Source organism: Streptomyces sp. NPDC059092, assembly GCF_042756365.1.
Lineage (GTDB): Bacteria > Actinomycetota > Actinomycetes > Streptomycetales > Streptomycetaceae > Streptomyces.
Genome location: NZ_JBHZEJ010000048.1, coordinates 1 through 18,312, shown reverse-complemented (window position 1 = coordinate 18,312; position 18,312 = coordinate 1). Strand labels below are relative to the sequence as shown.

The window sequence follows — 18,312 nt, the reverse complement described above, 5'->3', positions numbered from 1 at the left end:
CCAATTGCCCTATCGAGAAATCACCTGGTCCACAAAGAGCTCGTAGGTTGTTCGGTTGTGCTTGCGTGCTGCCACGACCTGGGAGCGGAAGTTGCGAAGCGCCGTGTCGACCGCCTGCCGGTTACGCAGACTCGATGTCACCAGAGGGTCCCGCAGTTGCCCTGGGGCGAATGCCAACAGCGACTCCACGATGGGCTCCCACGCTTTGGCCGCCTCGGACATAGATACGTTCTTCTTGAATCGCAGGACGTAGGGGTCGCTGACAGCTTCCCCGACAAGCGTCTCCCTCGTGGCTCCGATGGCCTCCGCAGCAAGCATGATCGACCCTCGCAGGCCAAACCACTCAAATAGCTCGACCTCGTCCTCAGTCCGCGCCTCTGCCCCGATGCGCCCGAGTTTCGCCTTCTCCAGCTCGACGGCGCGCAGCAGACTCGCGACGAATACGATGTGTTCGGCGGAGACACGTTCAGGGAAGACTCGGCTGTAGATACCGTCCTGCTCCCAAATCTTGCTCTTCTCGTGGTAGGCCACGCCAGACTCTCCATGGAAGGCAGCAAGGGCCTGCGCCGCGACCTCTGCGGAGAGATGGTTCTCCCCTGGGCGGCGGATGACATCCTCGGCGCCTCCGCGACGGCCGCCGCTGTAACCGACTACCCCCAACTGCTGGAACTCGCGTACAAGCCGTCTCTGCACACCGTCATTGCTACGGAAGTCCGATGCCTGCGTGGGATTCTGCCGGTTGTTGAAACGAACGATGCTCTTGACGGTCTCGGGATCACTGCAGCGGATGAAGCGGGTAAGGACGTGACTCTCCTGACCAATATCTCCCGCCGGAACCGAGCCGATCGCCCCAGTGGTCTGCGCACCGTTAACGATACCCAGCCCCGTGATCTCAACTGTGCTGCCACTAAAGCTAAAGTCGTGTACCAGCGCAGTGATGCCATTGTTGTAGGCCCACAGGTTCGTCGGCTCTTTCAGAACCGTTTCCTGGATGCCGTTGTTGATGTTGCTCTGCGAGCGACGGCTTCCCAAGTAGTCACGGACGTTCGACGAGAACAGCCCCGCACCATGCTGTTTAAAGCGCTCATGCAGCCAGCTCACCGGTACGCTCGTACACAAGGCAGTCCACTGGTCGCCTCGTTCCTCGAACGCCCCCGGCACCTCAATCGTGAACGTATCCGAAACCAGAATAGGCGTCTGCGAATTTTCGTAATGCGCAGACAGCCGCTCGCGACCCAACTCTTCGCAAGAGACCTCGAATTTCTTGCCCGGGTAGCCGTGACTCAACTGCGCGTATGCGGAGTCGCGAGCCGCTTCGAGCTCTCCTATGACCTGCTGTGACTCTGGAAGGTTATGCACGTACCAAATCGCGACATGCCCAATGACATCGTCCGCCAGTGCATCATGGAGTTCGCGCCAGGCAACCCGCAGGACATCTGGCACCCCGTCGGGCTCGCCCTTGTTGAACAACCAATTGACCGCCTGGTGAAGGGAAGCAGCCTTCCTCGCAGGCGCCTGAAACTTCGCAGTATTCTCGGACTCGTATCCTTGAGCGAGGACAACTCGGCCAGAACCGCGATCAATGTAGAGCAGATCGCATGACTTGTCGTTGGGATGGTCAGTCAGCGATGTGGCAGCAACCGTGTCGATATCCTCGATGTCGAGCATCAGTTGCAACGCGAGCAGCAGTCGCTTGTTGGATCCGTACCGATCGAGATCAGCACGCTTCTGAAGGGCTATTTCGAGGCCATCTGTCACGATGTCAGGCTACATGTTTGCTCCCCCTGTCGATGCTTCTCGCTGCACGACTGAAGGGCCAGGCGCCCATGAGTGCACCGGAGTTGACTGGGCGAGGCAGCTACTGAACTTGTCAGCAGAGGCCAGCGCCAGCTCGCATCAAGACTCGCGTGGAGAACCAGGCGTCCCAACCTCTCGAAAGCGCAAAGTTGATCAGCGCGACTGAGATGGCGCACACGCAGGCGAACTCCTCGTATCACCGGTCATCACCTTGGGCAGGTGCGAGGTCCGGCTGGCACGCCATAGTGCGTGCGGCTTCGTCTGCGGAGAGCACGGCGCAGCCCGCCGCTGGCCATCGAAAACGCAAGGTAGAGGTAGATCTGCACGACTCGCAGGTCTGCCGTGTAGTCCGACTCTTCATCTCGCTGCTCAGTGCCGTGGGCAGATGCAGCCTTCAACTGCACACGACACTCGGTGTCCGCGACGCCGGACGGCCTGACGCCCGGCCGGGAAATCCGGTCGTCCACGCGCGGCGGCGCCGGGCACACTGGCCCCCATGGACGGACGCGGGCTGCGCCACGACGGGACGATCGCCCGCGAGGGCTCCCTGGACCGGGTGCCGACGGCGTTCGCCCCCGTCGTCGGGGCCGCCCGGGCCCGTATCGCCGCGACGTTCGGTGCCCGTCTGCACAGCGCGTATCTGTACGGCAGCATTCCCCGCGGCACCGCCGTCCCCGGAGTCTCCGACCTGGACCTCCAACTCGCCCTCCACGACGAGCCGACGAGAACCGACCGCGCCGACGCCGCAGCGGCCGGGGCCGCGCCCGGCCGCGCTCGGGACGCTCATCGACGGCCTGGGGCCCTGGCTCGCCGCCGAGTACACGGCCGTACACGGCGAGAAGGCGCCGCGCCCGGAGGACCGCTGACCCGGCGGCACCGCGGGCCGGCGGGCGATGCCGGCGCACGGCCACGAGCCACCCGGGTAACGCCACGGCACCGCGCGCCGTCCATGGCGTGGTGCACACCGGCCGCGGACGGGCGCGTGAACCGGTCCGGTCCTTCGCGGCGATAGAGAGGGCGTGAGACTGTTCCGCCCCATGGGGGGAGACCGCGACGACGCCGCGCTGCTGCGCGCCGTCGCGAAAGGCGGCGCGGCGGGGGCCGAGGCGCTGGCCGAGCTGTACGACCGGCACTCCGGCTGGCTGCACGCCCGGCTGACGCGGCGGTGCGCCGATCCGGAGACCGTACGGGAGGTCCTTCAGGACACGTTCATGACGGTGTGGCGCTCGGCCGGGACGCACCGCGGCGCGGAGGCCGGCGGCTGGCTGTGGGTGATCGCCGCGCGGCGGCTGGTCGACGCGGTGCGGGCCCGCTCCCGTGCGGAGCGCGCCCCGCACGGGCATCCCGTGTACGCACCGCCGGCCGTCGCGCCCTCCGCCGAGGAACGCGTCCTGGCCGGGCTGGAGTACGGCGACGTCGGCGCCGCCCTCGACCGGATCTCCCCCGAACTGCGCGACGTGCTGCGCGCGACGGTCGTCGACGGGCTCACCACCCGCGAGACCGCGCGGCTCCTCGGCATACCGGAGGGCACCGTCAAGACCCGCGCGATGCGGGCGCGCAAGGAACTGCGCGCCGCGCTGGAGCACATCGCGCCGCTGGGAGGCACCGCATGAGGGACAGAGCAGTCCGGCGGGCCGGGGCGTGGCATGTCGACGACGTGCTGGCCGCCCGGTACGCGGCGGGCTCGGCCCCGGAACCCGACGCCTGGTCGCTGGAGAAACACATCGAGACGTGCGGCGCGTGCGCCGTCCGGGTGTCCGCGGCGGTACGGGGGACCGCCGCGGGCACCGTACTCACCGACGTGCGGGGAGCGGTGCTGGCCGCGGTGGCACCTCCGGCGCCGGGGCCCGGCCGGGCCCCGGCGATCGGGTTCACCGCGCGCGTCCTGTGGGCGGCGGGCCCCGCGCTGCGCGGGTCCTGGCTGGCGGCGCTGGTGCTGGTCGTGGCCGGGGCGGTCGGGCTGGCGTACGCCACCGGCTTCGCGGGCGCGCGCCCCCTGCTGCTGGCGCTGGCGCCGGTGCTGCCGCCCGCGGGGGTCGCCGTGTCGTACGGGCGGTACGCGGACCCGATGTACGAGATCGGCGCGGCCACCCCGCGCGGCGGGCTGCGGCTGCTGCTGACCAGGACCGCCGCCGTACTCGCGGTGAGCCTGCCGCTGCTGACGCTGGCCGGGGCGCTGCTGCCGGACGACGCGCTCGGCACGCCGGGCGCGGCGGCCTGGCTGCTGCCGGGGCTGACGCTGACGCTGGCCGCGCTGGCGCTGGGCTCGTACGTGGGGTGCCGCGCCGCGGCCGGGGCGGTGGGCGCGGCCTGGGTGCTGGCGCTGGCCGTACCGCTGGTGGCCGGGGTGTCCGCCGGGGCCGCCGGTGTATCGCCGCTGACGCTGACCGGGCCGGCCGGGGCCGGCGAACTGTCGGCGCAGCTGGCCCGGTTCCTGTCCGGGGCGGCGGCGCAGGGCCTGTGGGGCGCGGGGGCGGTGATGTGCGCGGCGTTGCTGGTGGCGCGGCGGCGCTCGTTCGACCGGCCCACGCTCGGGGGCGGCGGAATCGTCCGATGAACGTACGTGAAGGTGAAGGGGCGTGTGCCATGACGGCACCGACGGCGGTGGCGGTACACGGGTTGACGGTCAGGCACCGCAAGAAGGTCGCGCTGGACGCCGTCGATCTCGGCTTCGGCGGCGGCGTGCACGGCCTGCTCGGCCCGAACGGGGCGGGCAAGACCTCCCTGATCCGGGTGCTGGCGACGGTCGCCTCGCCGGTCGGGGGCCGGGTGGAACTGCTGGGCCATGATGTCGCCGAGCACCGGGGCCGCGCTGCGGTACGGCGGCGGCTCGGCTATCTGCCGCAGGAGTTCGGCTACTACCCGGGGTTCACGGTGCGCGAGTTCGTCGCGTACGTGGCGTGGCTCAAGGAGATGGACGCGGCACGCGTGCCGGAGGCCGTGGAGCGCGCGGTCGAGCGGGTGGGGCTCGCGGACCGGATCGACGCGCAGGTGAAGACGTTGTCGGGCGGCATGGTGCGGCGGGTCGGCATCGCGCAGGCGATCGTCAACGAACCGGACCTGCTGCTGCTCGACGAGCCGACGGCCGGTCTCGACCCGGAACAGCGGGTCGCGTTCCGGGCGCTGCTCCGGGACGTGGGCACCGATGCCACGGTGATCGTCTCGACGCATCTCGTGGAGGATGTCGCCGCGGCCTGTACGGAGGTGACGCTCCTGGAGGCGGGCCGGGTGGCGTTCCGTGGGACGACCGCGGATCTGACGGCGCTGGGCGAAGGCGCCGGGGAGGACACGGCCGGGTCCGGTGACAACCCGATCGAACGCGGGTACACGGCGGCGCTGCGGTCCCATCGCGCGGGCACCGCGACGGCCGCGCCCGCCGTCCCGGAAGGTGCCGTATGAGCACGGCCGGCTCCCCCTCGACCGTGGACGCGCCTCGTACGGCGGCCGGCTCCGCCGGATCCGATGCCCCCGCCCCTCCCCCGGCCCCACGTCGCCGCACCGGCGGCGTCCTGTGGACCGAGCTGCGCCGCGGCGTCGGGCCCTGGTGCGGGGGTGTCGTGGTCGTCGTCTGCTGGGTGGCGATGTACAGCAAGACGCCCCAATGGCAGGGCCGCTGGACCGAGACCACGGACATGCTGCGCAGTGTGGCGCTGCTGCTCTGCGGGCCGCTCGCCGTCGCCGCCGGCTGCTGGCAGGGCGGGCGGGAGCGGCGGCGTTCCACCGGGGATCTGCTCGCCTCGCTCGCCCGCACCCCGCTGCGCCGGGCGCTGCTCGCCGTGGCGCCCGCCGCGCTGTGGCCGCCCGCCGGGTATCTCGTGGCCGCCGCGGGGTGCACGCTGGCGACCTGGCCGTACGCCGGCGAAGGGCGGCCGTTCCTTTCGCACACCGCCGCCGATGCCATGGCCCTGGCGGCGCTCGGGGTGCTCGGTTTCGTCGCCGGCCGGCTGATCCACTGGCGGCTGACGGCCCCGCTGCTCGCCGCCGTCACCTATGTGGGGCTCGGCATCCCCGCGTACTCGGAGTCCCCGGCCCGCTGGCTCAGCCCCGCCTACCAGCACACGTACTTCTGGGACCGGCCGGTGTGGTGGTTCGGGCCCGCGTCGATGGTGTGGACGGCCGGGCTCGCCGGGGTCGCGCTGCTCGGGCTCGCCGCCCGGCGCCGTGTCGTCGCGCTGCTGCCGCTCACCGTCGCCTGCGCCGCCGCCGTGGTGCTGACGCACACCGGCGACGGGCTGTGGCGCCCGGACCCGGCGACGGCCCGGCTGGTCTGCGACGACGGCACGCCGCAGGTCTGCGTCACCGCCGTCGACCGTAAGCTGCTGCCGTCGGTGTCGGCCGCGCTCTCCGGCGTCAACGCCAGGCTGCGCGGCGTCCCCGGCGCACCGGACCGGTGGATCGACGGGCCCCGCACGCCGAGCCCCGGCCGGGAACAGCTTGAGGCCGCGCCGGGTGCGATCGTCCGCAGGGTGGGAGAGCCCGTCCTGCTCGGGCCCCGGGAGGCGCAGCTCCCCAGCCCCTTCGGGCTCGCCGAGCGCGGGAGGGTCTCCGATCCGGTGCTGTACGCCAACTGGGCCGTCTCGTATCTCTTCTCGCGGAACTGTCCGGGCAGCGGTGTCGACACTCCGGCCGCCCGGCGGGCCGCCGCCGTCAACGACGCCGTCAACCAGTGGCTCGCGCCGCGCCCGTACGCCGTCCCTGCCCCGCTGCCCGGGGACGAGGTCCATCTCCGGCGGCTCCACGGCATGGGCCCGGCCGAGAGCCGTGCCTATCTCGCGCGCTATCTGGCCGCCGATCTCTGCCGGCCCGACGAGGTGCCCGTCCCGTGATTCTCTTCCCGCCCGTCGCCGCGCGCCGGCCCGCCCGCTCCCGCGTCCGCCGGCCCTGGCGTCTCGCGCCGCTCGCGCTGTACGCCCGGTCGCGCGCCCTGCCCGCCACTCTCGGCGCGCTCGCCGGTGTGGCGCTGGTCGGCGCGTGGGCCGCGTGGTGGCTCCAGGCGCAGCCGCGCTTCGACCATACCGCCCGGGTTCCGGTGGTCGTGCTCGCCCCGTTGCTCGCCGCGGCGGCGATCGGGACGGGCATGTACACGCACAGCGACGAGCTGGACCGTACGGCCGTACGCCCCTGGTGGCCCCGGCGGCTGGCCGCGCTCCTCGGTCTGACGGCGCTCGCCTCGGCGCTGCTCGCGGCCGGGGTGCCCGGACACCCGGAGGCGTTCGGGGGTCCCGCGGCCGTACGGAACCTGCTCGGCGCCACCGGGGTCACGGCGGGCGCCGCCGCGCTGCTGGGGGCGCGGCGGAGCTGGCTGCCGATGACGGCGTACACGAGCGGGGTGTACCTCGCGGCGCCCCGCGTGCCGGGCGGCGCCGCCGCGCTGTGGGCCTGGCCGGTCCAGCCGGGGCCGCAGGCGGGGGCCTGGCTGGCCGCGGTCGTGGCGTACGGGTGCGGCGCCGGGGTGTACGTGTGGCGCGGCGCGCGGCGGGAGGGCCGCTGACCCTCGGCTCTCCCGCGCCGGCCTGCCTCACCCCCGCGGAAACCGGATTGTGGTGGTCCACCCCTCCCGACCAGGATGTCCCCACCGTCCGTCAGTCGAGGAAGAGGCCCCATGTCCGCACCCGTCCCGGATTCCGGCCCCGTCACGCTCGACCGTCGCGAGGGGCCTCATGGTGAGGTCGTCCTGCGGCGGCGGGGTGAGGAGCTGGAGATCATCGCCAACGGCTGCTTCCTGATGGACACGTCGGACGGCCGCTCGGAGCGGCTGCTCGTCGACGCCGCTCTCGCCGCTCTCGCCACACCCGCCCCGGAGGGTTCCGGAGACGCGCGCCCCTCCGTGCTCATCGGCGGTCTCGGCGTCGGCTTCTCGCTCGCGCACGCCGCCGCCGATCCGCGCTGGGGGGCCATCGCCGTCGTCGAGCGCGAGCAGGCCGTCATCGACTGGCACCGGGCCGGCCCCCTTACGCGCATTTCGGGCGGAGCGCTCGCCGATGCGCGCGTTGTGATCCATCACACCGATCTTGTGAAGTACGTACAAACGACCACGGAGCGTTACGACGCGCTCTGCCTCGACATCGACAACGGACCCGAATGGACCGTCACCGAGGACAACGAGAACCTCTACTCCCCGGCCGGACTCGCCGCGTGCCACGGCCGGTTGAAAACCGGCGGTGTCCTCGCCGTATGGTCGGCGAACCCCTCCCCGCGATTCGGCGAAGCGTTACGGAATGCCGGATTCACCGGGGTAAGGGAGGAAGAGATCCAAGTTGCCCGGGGAGTACCCGACGTGGTCCATCTCGCTGTTCGCACTGCGTAGCCGGAACCCTCCCGCTGCCTCTACGCTGCTCCCCACACACGAATGTGCATACTTCATGCACAGATCGCGGATCAAGGATCGCGGAACGCGTACCAGGGGCGGGGCGATGGAGCAGACACACACCAGCCACAACGGGGTCGCGGCGACCCCCGGCGCCCAGCGCAGGGTCCTCGTCGTCGAGGACGACGCGACGATCGTCGACGCCATCGCCGCGCGGCTGCGGGCGGAGGGCTTCCTCGTGCAGACGGCGGTGGACGGGCCCGCCGCGGTGGACGCGGCCGAGGCGTGGCAGCCGGACCTGATGGTCCTCGACATCATGCTGCCCGGCTTCGACGGGCTGGAGGTCTGCCGTCGCGTGCAGGCGCAGCGCCCGGTGCCGGTGCTGATGCTGACGGCGCGGGACGACGAGACCGACATGCTGGTCGGCCTCGGGGTCGGCGCGGACGACTACATGACCAAGCCGTTCTCCATGCGGGAGCTGGCGGCGCGGGTGCATGTGCTGCTGCGCCGGGTGGAGCGCGCGGCGCTCGCCGCGGTGACGCCTCGCAGCGGCATCCTGCGCCTGGGCGAGCTGGAGGTCGACCACGCGCAGCGCCGGGTACGGGTGCGCGGCGACGACGTACATCTGACGCCCACCGAGTTCGACCTGCTGGTCTGCCTGGCGAACACGCCGCGCGCCGTCCTCTCCCGGGAGCAGCTGCTCGCCGAGGTGTGGGACTGGGCGGACGCCTCGGGCACCCGTACGGTCGACAGCCACATCAAGGCGCTGCGCCGGAAGATCGGCGCCGAGCGGATCCGTACCGTCCACGGTGTCGGCTACGCCCTGGAGACCCCGGCGCCATGACCCGGCCGGGGGACACGGGGGGCCGGCGCGGTGACGGGCACGGCCCCCGCGGACGTGAGGGCTCCGGGGGGCCACGAGAGCGTCGGCGGCTGTCCGGTGCGGCCGACCGGTCGCTGCCGCTCTTCTCGATCAAGTCCAAACTGGTCACCCTGGTCGTCGTCTCCGTCCTGATCACCACCGGTCTGCTGATCGTGGCGTCACGCACGGAGACCGAGCTGCGCTTCATCACGGTCTTCTCGATGATCGCGACGCTGCTGATCACCCAGTTCGTGGCGCACGGGCTGACCGCGCCGCTGGACGAGATGAACACCGTCGCCAAGGGCATCTCGCACGGCGACTACACGCGCCGGGTGCGCGCCGACCGCCGGGACGAGCTGGGCGATCTCGCCTCCACGATCAACCGGATGGCCGACGACCTGGAGGCCGAGGACCGGCACCGCAAGGAGCTGATCGCCAACGTCTCGCACGAGCTGCGCACGCCCATCGCGGCCCTGCGCGCGGTGCTGGAGAACGTGGTGGACGGGGTGTCCGCCGCCGATCCCGAGACGATGCTGACGGCGCTGCGGCAGACCGAGCGTCTTGGCCGGCTGACGGAGACGCTGCTCGACCTCTCACGGCTCGACAACGGTGTCGTACCGCTGCGCGCGCGGCGCTTCGAGGTGTGGCCGTATCTGTCGGGCGTGCTCAAGGAGTGCAATCTGGCGTCCGCGCACCGCGGCAGTGTCGCCGCTTCCGGGTCCGGGAACCACGCCCGTACGGACGTCCATCTGCATCTCGACGTCTCGCCGCCGGAGCTGACCGCGCACGCGGACGCGGAGCGGCTGCACCAGGTGGTCGCCAACCTCGTCGACAACGCGGTCAAGCACAGCCCGCCGCACGGCCGGGTGACGGTACGGGCCCGGCGCGGCCCGGCGCCCGAGTCACTGGACCTGGAGGTCCAGGACGAGGGGCCCGGCATCCCCGAGCAGGAGCGCCACAAGGTCTTCGAGCGCTTCAACCGGGGCACGGTCCCCTCCCCGCACGGGCCCGGCAGCGACGGCGGTACGGGGCTCGGTCTCGCGATCGCGCGCTGGGCGGTGGATCTGCACGGCGGGCGGATCGGAGTGGCCGAATCGGATCGCGGCTGCCTGATCAGGGTCACTCTGCCGGGGGTACCCCGGGCACACGTTTGACGTAGGGTTCGAGGGAAAGCGCATGATCTCCGGGCACGGAGTCGGGGACGGGCGGGCAACAGGGCCGTGGACCGGCCGTGGCTGGGGAGTGGCCGATAAGTGGTGTGTTCGGTCACATGCCCCTGGCACTGCGGAACCTGGCTTGTTTCCCGCCAATTCATACGTCGAAACCCGTCGTCGGATGTGACTTGCACGACGATGGCAGGCCCGGCCTGCACCTCAGGGCCTGGTAGGCGTAGCCTTGATTCCCGCTGTCCATCACCTTGTGAAGCGGAAGAGGGCGGTTCACGCCGTGTCGTCTCAGTCCCCCAGTAACGCGAGCATCTCGACCGACGGAGCGGGCCAGGGCACCAACCCTGCGGCCGCCTTCGGAGCCAATGAGTGGCTTGTCGACGAGATCTACCAGCAGTACCTCCAGGATCCGAACTCGGTCGACCGTGCCTGGTGGGACTTCTTCGCCGACTACAAGCCGGGCACGCCCGGTGCGTCGGGCAGGTCCGAAGAGGCCACCACGGGCGGGGCCCCGGTACCGGCCCCGCAGCCGGCCGCTCCGGCCGGCGCGGCGGCTCCGGCGAAGGCGGCGCCCGCGGCTCCGGCCGCGCCGGCCGCGCCGGTCCAGGCCCAGGCTCCGGCGAAGCCCGCCGCGCAGGCCCAGGCCGCCGCCGTACCGCCCGCTCCCGCGCAGGCGGCCCCGGCCCCCGCGAAGCCCGCCGCCGCACCGGCGAAGGCGGCGCCCGCGAAGGCGGCGCCCGCCACCGAGGCGCCCGCGGGCCCCGAGTACGTGACGCTGCGCGGCCCGTCGGCCGCCGTCGCGAAGAACATGAACGCCTCGCTGGAGGTGCCCACGGCCACCTCCGTGCGCGCCGTCCCGGTGAAGCTGCTCTTCGACAACCGCATCGTCATCAACAACCACCTGAAGCGCGCGCGTGGCGGCAAGATCTCCTTCACGCACCTCATCGGGTACGCGATGGTGCAGGCGATCAAGGCCATGCCGTCGATGAACCACTCCTTCGCCGAGCGCGACGGCAAGCCGACGATGGTCAAGCCGGAGCACATCAACTTCGGTCTCGCCATCGACCTGGTGAAGCCCAACGGCGACCGCCAGCTCGTCGTCGCCGGCATCAAGAAGGCCGAGACGCTCAACTTCTTCGAGTTCTGGCAGGCGTACGAGGACATCGTCCGGCGCGCCCGCAACAACAAGCTGACGATGGACGACTTCACCGGCGTCACCGTCTCGCTGACCAACCCGGGCGGCCTCGGTACGGTGCACTCCGTACCGCGTCTGATGCCTGGTCAGTCGGTCATCATGGGCGTCGGTTCGATGGACTACCCGGCCGAGTTCCAGGGCACGTCGCAGGACACCCTGAACAAGCTGGGCATCTCCAAGGTCATGACCCTGACGTCGACGTACGACCACCGCGTCATCCAGGGCGCCGCCTCCGGCGAGTTCCTGCGGGTCGTCAGCCAGCTCCTGCTCGGCGAGAACGACTTCTACGACGAGATCTTCCAGGCGCTGCGCATCCCGTACGAGCCGGTCCGCTGGCTCAAGGACATCGACGCCTCGCACGACGAGGACGTCACGAAGCCCGCCCGGGTCTTCGAGCTGATCCACTCCTACCGCGTCCGCGGCCATGTCATGGCCGACACGGACCCGCTGGACTACCTCCAGCGCAAGCACCCCGACCTCGACATCACCGAGCACGGGCTGACGCTGTGGGACCTGGAGCGCGAATTCGCCGTCGGCGGCTTCGCGGGCAAGTCCATGATGAAGCTCCGCGACATCCTCGGCGTGCTGCGCGACTCGTACTGCCGCACCACCGGCATCGAGTTCATGCACATCCAGGACCCGAAGCAGCGCAAGTGGCTCCAGGACCGGATCGAGCGCGGCGCGCACTCCAAGCCGGAGCGGGAGGAGCAGCTGCGGATCCTGCGGCGGCTCAACGCGGCCGAGGCGTTCGAGACGTTCCTCCAGACGAAGTACGTCGGCCAGAAGCGGTTCTCGCTGGAGGGCGGCGAGTCCGTCATCCCGCTGCTCGACGCGATCATCGACTCGGCCGCCGAGTCCCGCCTCGACGAGGTCGTCATCGGCATGGCCCACCGCGGCCGGCTCAACGTCCTCGCGAACATCGTCGGCAAGTCGTACGCGCAGATCTTCCGCGAGTTCGAGGGCAACCTCGACCCGAAGTCGATGCACGGCTCCGGCGACGTCAAGTACCACCTGGGCGCCGAGGGCACCTTCACCGGTCTGGACGGCGAGCAGATCAAGGTCTCGCTGGCCGCGAACCCCTCGCACCTGGAGGCGGTCGACCCGATCCTGGAGGGCATCGCCCGCGCCAAGCAGGACATCATCAACAAGGCCGGTACGGACTTCACGGTCCTGCCGCTCGCGCTCCACGGCGACGCGGCCTTCGCGGGCCAGGGCGTCGTCGCCGAGACGCTCAACATGTCGCAGCTGCGCGGTTACCGCACCGGCGGCACGGTCCACGTCGTGATCAACAACCAGGTCGGCTTCACCGCCGCCCCGGAGTCCTCGCGCTCGTCCATGTACGCGACGGACGTGGCCCGCATGATCGAGGCGCCGATCATCCACGTGAACGGTGACGACCCGGAGGCCGTCGTCCGCGTCGGACGGCTCGCCTTCGAGTTCCGCCAGACGTTCAACAAGGACGTCGTCATCGACCTGATCTGCTACCGCCGCCGCGGCCACAACGAGGGCGACAACCCGCAGTTCACCAACCCGCAGATGGTCCGCCTGATCGACAAGAAGCGCTCGGTGCGCAAGCTCTACACCGAGTCGCTGATCGGCCGCGGCGACATCACGCTGGAAGAGGCGGAGCAGGCGCTCCAGGACTTCCAGGGCCAGTTGGAGAAGGTCTTCGCGGAGGTCCGCGAGGCCACCTCGCACGCCGGTCCCGTCCAGGTCCCGGACGCGCAGGCCCAGTTCCCGGTGACCGTGGAGACCGCGGTCTCCCAGGAGGTCGTCAAGCGGATCGCCGAGTCGCAGGTCAACATCCCGGACACCGTCACCGTCCACCCGCGCCTGATGCCGCAGATGCAGCGCCGCGCGGCCTCGGTGGAGGACGGCACGATCGACTGGGGCATGGGCGAGACCCTGGCCATCGGCTCGCTGCTGATGGAGGGCACGCCGGTCCGCCTCTCGGGCCAGGACACCCGCCGCGGCACGTTCGGCCAGCGCCACGCGGTCCTCGTCGACCAGGGCACGGGCGAGGACTACACCCCGCTCCAGTACCTGACCGCCGAGCAGGCCCGCTACAACGTCTACGACTCACTGCTCAGCGAGTACGCGGCGATGGGCTTCGAGTACGGCTACTCGCTGGCCAGGCCGGACGCGCTGGTCATGTGGGAGGCGCAGTTCGGTGACTTCGTCAACGGCGCGCAGACCATCGTGGACGAGTTCATCTCGTCGGCCGAGCAGAAGTGGGGCCAGACCTCCGGCGTCACGCTGCTGCTGCCGCACGGCTACGAGGGCCAGGGCCCGGACCACTCGTCCGCCCGCCCCGAGCGCCTGCTCCAGATGTGCGCGCAGAACAACATGACGATCGCCATGCCGACGCTGCCGTCGAACTACTTCCACCTGCTGCGCTGGCAGGTCCACAACCCGCACCACAAGCCGCTCGTCGTCTTCACCCCGAAGTCGATGCTGCGTCTGAAGGCGGCGGCGTCCACGGCGGAGGAGTTCACCACCGGCGGCTTCCGCCCGGTGATCGGCGACGGCAGCGTGGACCCGGACGCGGTCCGCAAGGTCGTCTTCTGCACCGGCAAGGTCTACTACGACCTGGACGCCGAGCGGAAGAAGCGCGGCGTCACGGACACCGCGATCCTGCGTCTGGAGCGGCTGTACCCGCTGCCGGGCGCGGAACTCCAGGCCGAGATCGCCAAGTTCCCGAACGCCGCGAAGTACCTGTGGGCGCAGGAGGAGCCGGCGAACCAGGGTGCCTGGCCGTTCATCGCGCTCAACCTGATCGACCACCTGGACCTGGCGGTCGGCGCCGACATCCCGCACGGCGAGCGGCTGCGGCGCATCTCGCGCCCGCACTCCTCGTCCCCTGCGGTCGGCTCGGCCAAGCGCCACCAGGCGGAGCAGGCGCAGCTCGTCAACGAGGTCTTCGACGCCTGACCCCGGTACGGCTCGGAACGGAACGGAGGGCCCGGCCCCGCGGCGACGCGGGACCGGGCCCTCCGGCGTTGTCCGGTGACGCCGTGGCGCCATGGTGCCGTGGCGCGTTGTCCGGTGGCGCCGTGGTGCGGGAGCCCGGCGGAGAAAGAGGAAGCCGAGCAACACCTGTATGTTGCACCGTGATTGCTATGATCCTCAGATTACTTCCAGACAAAAATCCCACCCGGGAGTGGGACGTGATGCCCTGGGCCGGACGCGACTCATGTGGGTTCGCGTGCACGCTGCAGGCGGTATGAGGGGCCCTTACCTGTCGATGTCTCAGGCTCTTCGCAGCAGCGGAAACCAGGCCGATCAGCCTGTCCCCCCTTCGGAACGCGAGAATGGAGGCACGGGCAGATGACCTGCTTTCAGGTCCATCCCGCCCCACGCACACCATGCAGACCACAGACAACAGCCTGACCTGGCTCCTCGAAAACCTGCTGGAACGCACCCCCGCGACCCGGCACGCCCTCGTACTCTCCCGCGACGGACTCAAACTCTGCTGGAGCCGTCACCTCACCCTTGACCAGGCCGACCAGCTCTCCGCCATCTGCTCCGGCATCCAAGCCCTGGCCCAAGGCGCCTCGGTCGAGTTCGGCGACGGCAGCGGCGGCGTACGCCACTCCATGACCGAATTCCACGGGGGGCTCCTCTTCATCGTCGCCGCCGGCGACGGGGCACACCTCGCCGTCATCGCCGGGGACGGAGCCGACCCCGGCGCGGTAGGCCATCAGATGACGGAAATGGTCGAGCAGATCGGTGAGCACCTGCGGGCCGAACCGCGCTCTCCCGGCCGGAACAGCTCCCCCTCATGAGCCGTCGGCCCGACGTCGGGGATCCTGACCGGCTGTACACCGTCACCGGTGGCCGCAGCCAGGCCGACAGCGACACCTTCGACCTGGTCACCCTGATCGTCGCCGAGTGCCGGCCGACACCCGGCATGCAGTCGGAACACGTCCGCATCCTCGACCTCTGCGGTCACCCCACCGCCGTCGTCGAGATATCCGCCGAGCTGAAACTGCCCGTCATGGTCGTACGGATTCTTCTCGGCGACCTCCTCGCCACGAGTCGCATCACCGCTCGGCACCCCACCGCGGCCCGCTCCGACGACCTGCCCGACTCCGCCTTCCTGAAGGAGGTGCTCCATGGACTCCGCAACCTCTGAGCTGCCGGCCCGGACCCCCCTGGCCGACGCTGCCGAGACCGGGCTGAAGATCGTCGTCGTGGGCGGCTTCGGCGTCGGAAAGACCACCCTCGTCAGATCCGTCAGCGAGATCCGGCCACTCAACACCGAAGAAGTCATGACCGAGGCGGGGGTCGGGGTCGACCAGACCGACGGACTGCCGAACAAGACAACCACCACCGTCGCCTTCGACTTCGGCCGCATCAGCCTCAACGAGCGCATGGTGCTCTACCTGTTCGGCGCGCCCGGCCAGGAACGGTTCTGGTTCCTGTGGGACCGCCTCTTCTCCGGCACACTCGGCGCGGTCGTCCTGGTCGACACCCGGCGGATGAGCGATTCCTGGTACGCCATCGACCGGCTCGAACACCACAGGACCCCGTTCGTCGTCGCCGTCAACCGGTTCCACGACGACCCGTCCGAGTTTCCGCTGGAGGAGATCCGGCAGGCGCTCGCACTGCCGGAGCACGTGCCGCTGATCGACTGCGACGCACGGCTGCGTTCGTCCGGCAAGAACGTCCTGATCACCCTCGTGGACCACCTCTACGCACTCGCCATCGCCCGGGAGACGACACCGTGACCGACCCCGCAGGACTCCCCCCGGGCCAGGCCCCGCCGCCGGGCTGCCCGGCGCACTCCGGCGCGGTGCGACTGGCCGGGCTGGAGTACCGGCAGACCCCGGCGCAGCTCTACCGCTCCCTGCGCAAGGACCACGGCGCGATCGCCCCCGTCCTGCTGGACGGGGACATCCCCGCGTGGCTGGTACTCGGCTACAGCGAGGTCTCCTACGTCACCAACGAGCACGAGCTGTTCGCCCGTGACTCCCGACGCTGGAACCAGTGGCCGCACATCCCCGACGACTGGCCGCTGATGCCGTTCGTCGGCTATCAGCCCTCCGTCATGTTCACCGAGGGGGAAGAGCACCAGCGCCGCGCCGGCGTCATCACCGACGCGCTGGAGGCCGTCGACCAGTTCGAACTCGCCAGGACCTGCCAGCACATCGCCGAAGGGCTCATCGACACCTTCGCGGGCAGCAGCCACGCGGAGCTCGTCACCATGTACGCCCACGCGCTGCCGCTGCGGACCGCGCTTCATCTCTGCGGTCTGCCGTCCACCAGCACGGAAGCCGACGAGCTCGTACGGGACCTGCGGATCACCCTGGACACCGCCCCCGACGAGGACCAGGTCACCGCCTACGCGCGGCTGGGCGAACGCGTGAATCAGCTCATCGAGGATCAGCGGAACAGCCCCGGCTCCAATCTCACCTCCCGCATGCTCGCGCATCCGGCGGGGCTCACGGACGAGGAGGTCCGCGCGGACCTGATCGCCATCCTCTCCGCCGTGCAGCAGCAGACATCCAACTGGATATCCAACGGCCTGCGTCTTCTGCTGACCGACGACCGGTTCGCGCTGAACGTGGCCGGCGGACGGCTCAGCGTCGGGCAGGCCCTCAACGAGGTGCTGTGGCTGGACACCCCCCTGCAGAACTTCATCGGCCGCTGGGCGGTACGCGACACCCAACTCGGCGGCCAGCACATCAAGGCGGGCGACTGCCTGGTCCTCGGCCTCGCCGCGGCCAACACGGACCTGAGCATCTGGCCCGAGGGGTACGTCGGTGCCGAGAACTCCGCGCACCTGTCCTTCGGCAACGGCGAACACGGCTGCCCCTACCCGGCTCCGCTCCTCGCCGATGTCATCGCCCGCACCGCCATCGAGACGCTGCTGGAACGCCTGCCCGACATGATGCTGTCCGGAGAGCCCGAGGAACTGACCTGGCGCACCTCGACCTGGTCGCGAGGGTTGCTCGCGCTGCCCGTGGAGTTCACCCCCGTCGCCCAGTAGAGCCGTACCCGGACCGTGGGGGGGCCAGGGCCGGTACGCGCGGCGGAGAATTCAGGCCATGGATTTCGGTACTCAGGCCCACTATTGTCTGAGGTCCGGCAGGCCCCCGGGCGGGGCCGCTCCGGCGGGACGCCCATCAGGCGTTCATCACGGGCAGTAAGTACGGAAGGCGCAGAAGATGGGCAAGCTAGACGGCAAGGTCGCCATCATCACCGGGGCCGCCCAGGGCATGGGCGAGTCACACGCCCACCGGTTCGTCTCCGAAGGCGCCAAGGTCGCGCTCACCGACCTCAACGAAGAACGCGGGAAGGAAATCGCCGCGGAGCTCGGCGAGAACGCGATCTTCCTGCGGCACGACGTCACGTCCTCGGCCGACTGGCGCCGCGTGCTCCAGGAGACCGAGGAAGCCTTCGGCACGGTCACCGTCCTGGTCAACAACGCGGGCATCCTCGGCCCGGTGACCCCGACCGTCGAACTCGGCGAGGAGGAGTACCTCCACGTCTGCGCCGTCAACCAGCACTCGCAGTACTACGGCATGAAGACCGTCATCCCCTCCATGCAGCGGGCCGGAGGAGGCTCGATCGTCAACGTCTCCTCCATAGCGGGCATCGTCTCGATCGTCGGCGCGCCGAACCTCGCGTACGTCGGCAGCAAGTTCGCCTCCCGGGGCATGACCAAGCACGTCGCCGTGCAGTACGGCCCCGACAACATCCGCGTCAACTCGGTCCACCCCGGCTACATCAAGACCCCCATGATGGCGGCGGCAACCGACGAGAACGGCGGCGGAATCGCCGAAACGGTTCCGCTGCGCCGCATGTCCGAGGCGGACGAGGTGTCCAGCCTGGTCCTCTTCCTCGCCTCCGACGACTCCTCCTACATCAGCGGCACCGAGCACATCATCGACGGCGGCCTGACCGCTCAGTAAGGCCCCTGCCGCCACGCCGATGAGGACCGCGCCGCCTCGAAGCCGGCGACCTCGAAGCGGGGCCGTCG

15 protein-coding genes and 1 pseudogene are annotated in these 18,312 nt (G+C 70.4%); 15 read left to right on the top strand and 1 reads right to left on the bottom strand.

Going from position 1 to position 18,312, the window contains the following annotated elements:
* Positions 1–9: 9 nt before the first annotated feature.
* Positions 10–1,758 (bottom strand): AIPR family protein, encoded by a 1,749-nt coding sequence (locus ACFXPL_RS24850; RefSeq protein ID WP_384923550.1) that lies wholly within the window; start codon positions 1,756–1,758, stop codon positions 10–12.
* A 535-nt stretch (positions 1,759–2,293) separates the two neighbouring features.
* On the opposite strand from ACFXPL_RS24850, the pseudogene ACFXPL_RS24845 reads away from it, so the two are divergent.
* The 15 genes and pseudogenes from ACFXPL_RS24845 to ACFXPL_RS24775 form a co-directional block, all read left to right on the top strand.
* Positions 2,294–2,560: pseudogene (locus ACFXPL_RS24845) on the top strand (nucleotidyltransferase); the annotation flags it as partial.
* Between the two features lie 274 nt (positions 2,561–2,834).
* On the top strand, positions 2,835–3,410 hold the full coding sequence (locus ACFXPL_RS24840) for an RNA polymerase sigma factor (protein ID WP_384923547.1): 576 nt from the start codon (positions 2,835–2,837) through the stop codon (positions 3,408–3,410).
* A complete protein-coding gene (locus ACFXPL_RS24835) occupies positions 3,407–4,354 on the top strand; it encodes a zf-HC2 domain-containing protein (protein ID WP_384923545.1) in 948 nt (315 codons plus the stop codon). Before ACFXPL_RS24840 ends, ACFXPL_RS24835 begins: the two co-directional genes overlap by 4 nt.
* 29 nt (positions 4,355–4,383) lie before the next feature.
* Positions 4,384–5,196: an ABC transporter ATP-binding protein gene (locus ACFXPL_RS24830; RefSeq protein WP_384923542.1), complete on the top strand. Its 813-nt coding sequence runs from the start codon at positions 4,384–4,386 to the stop codon at positions 5,194–5,196.
* Positions 5,193–6,623 (top strand): hypothetical protein, encoded by a 1,431-nt coding sequence (locus ACFXPL_RS24825; protein ID WP_384923539.1) that lies wholly within the window; start codon positions 5,193–5,195, stop codon positions 6,621–6,623. Before ACFXPL_RS24830 ends, ACFXPL_RS24825 begins: the two co-directional genes overlap by 4 nt.
* A 77-nt stretch (positions 6,624–6,700) precedes the next feature.
* Positions 6,701–7,288, top strand: a complete 588-nt coding sequence (locus ACFXPL_RS24820; RefSeq protein ID WP_384923672.1) for a hypothetical protein — start codon at positions 6,701–6,703, stop codon at positions 7,286–7,288.
* Between the two features lie 111 nt (positions 7,289–7,399).
* Positions 7,400–8,104 carry a spermidine synthase gene (locus tag ACFXPL_RS24815; protein WP_384923536.1) on the top strand — a complete coding sequence of 235 codons (705 nt, stop codon included), beginning with the start codon at positions 7,400–7,402 and terminating at the stop codon, positions 8,102–8,104.
* A gap of 106 nt (positions 8,105–8,210) precedes the next feature.
* Complete coding sequence (locus ACFXPL_RS24810) at positions 8,211–8,948, top strand: response regulator transcription factor (RefSeq protein WP_225016347.1); 738 nt, start codon at positions 8,211–8,213, stop codon at positions 8,946–8,948.
* Entirely contained in the window at positions 8,945–10,120 is a 1,176-nt protein-coding gene (locus ACFXPL_RS24805) for an ATP-binding protein (RefSeq protein ID WP_384923532.1), read from the top strand. The genes ACFXPL_RS24810 and ACFXPL_RS24805 overlap by 4 nt, the downstream gene beginning before the upstream one ends.
* 292 nt (positions 10,121–10,412) lie before the next feature.
* Complete coding sequence (locus ACFXPL_RS24800; protein ID WP_384923529.1) at positions 10,413–14,258, top strand: multifunctional oxoglutarate decarboxylase/oxoglutarate dehydrogenase thiamine pyrophosphate-binding subunit/dihydrolipoyllysine-residue succinyltransferase subunit; 3,846 nt, start codon at positions 10,413–10,415, stop codon at positions 14,256–14,258.
* A 434-nt stretch (positions 14,259–14,692) separates the two neighbouring features.
* Positions 14,693–15,112 (top strand): roadblock/LC7 domain-containing protein, encoded by a 420-nt coding sequence (locus ACFXPL_RS24795; protein ID WP_384923526.1) that lies wholly within the window; start codon positions 14,693–14,695, stop codon positions 15,110–15,112.
* Positions 15,109–15,462 (top strand): DUF742 domain-containing protein, encoded by a 354-nt coding sequence (locus ACFXPL_RS24790; protein ID WP_384923524.1) that lies wholly within the window; start codon positions 15,109–15,111, stop codon positions 15,460–15,462. The genes ACFXPL_RS24795 and ACFXPL_RS24790 overlap by 4 nt, the downstream gene beginning before the upstream one ends.
* Positions 15,443–16,057 (top strand): ATP/GTP-binding protein, encoded by a 615-nt coding sequence (locus tag ACFXPL_RS24785; protein WP_384923521.1) that lies wholly within the window; start codon positions 15,443–15,445, stop codon positions 16,055–16,057. Before ACFXPL_RS24790 ends, ACFXPL_RS24785 begins: the two co-directional genes overlap by 20 nt.
* Entirely contained in the window at positions 16,054–17,319 is a 1,266-nt protein-coding gene (locus ACFXPL_RS24780; protein ID WP_384923518.1) for a cytochrome P450, read from the top strand. The genes ACFXPL_RS24785 and ACFXPL_RS24780 overlap by 4 nt, the downstream gene beginning before the upstream one ends.
* A 178-nt stretch (positions 17,320–17,497) precedes the next feature.
* Positions 17,498–18,244 (top strand): SDR family NAD(P)-dependent oxidoreductase, encoded by a 747-nt coding sequence (locus ACFXPL_RS24775; protein ID WP_384923515.1) that lies wholly within the window; start codon positions 17,498–17,500, stop codon positions 18,242–18,244.
* The last annotated feature ends 68 nt before the right edge of the window (positions 18,245–18,312 follow it).

Excerpts from the sequence above, each read along its gene's own strand:
- ACFXPL_RS24840 (WP_384923547.1), top strand. The coding sequence starts at position 2,835 with ATGGGGGGAGACCGCGACGACGCCGCGCTGCTGCGCGCCGTCGCGAAA.
- ACFXPL_RS24835 (WP_384923545.1), top strand. The coding sequence starts at position 3,407 with ATGAGGGACAGAGCAGTCCGGCGGGCCGGGGCGTGGCATGTCGACGAC.
- ACFXPL_RS24830 (WP_384923542.1), top strand. The coding sequence starts at position 4,384 with ATGACGGCACCGACGGCGGTGGCGGTACACGGGTTGACGGTCAGGCAC.
- ACFXPL_RS24825 (WP_384923539.1), top strand. The coding sequence starts at position 5,193 with ATGAGCACGGCCGGCTCCCCCTCGACCGTGGACGCGCCTCGTACGGCG.
- ACFXPL_RS24815 (WP_384923536.1), top strand. The coding sequence starts at position 7,400 with ATGTCCGCACCCGTCCCGGATTCCGGCCCCGTCACGCTCGACCGTCGC.
- ACFXPL_RS24810 (WP_225016347.1), top strand. The coding sequence starts at position 8,211 with ATGGAGCAGACACACACCAGCCACAACGGGGTCGCGGCGACCCCCGGC.
- ACFXPL_RS24805 (WP_384923532.1), top strand. The coding sequence starts at position 8,945 with ATGACCCGGCCGGGGGACACGGGGGGCCGGCGCGGTGACGGGCACGGC.
- ACFXPL_RS24795 (WP_384923526.1), top strand. The coding sequence starts at position 14,693 with ATGCAGACCACAGACAACAGCCTGACCTGGCTCCTCGAAAACCTGCTG.
- ACFXPL_RS24790 (WP_384923524.1), top strand. The coding sequence starts at position 15,109 with ATGAGCCGTCGGCCCGACGTCGGGGATCCTGACCGGCTGTACACCGTC.
- ACFXPL_RS24785 (WP_384923521.1), top strand. The coding sequence starts at position 15,443 with ATGGACTCCGCAACCTCTGAGCTGCCGGCCCGGACCCCCCTGGCCGAC.
- ACFXPL_RS24775 (WP_384923515.1), top strand. The coding sequence starts at position 17,498 with ATGGGCAAGCTAGACGGCAAGGTCGCCATCATCACCGGGGCCGCCCAG.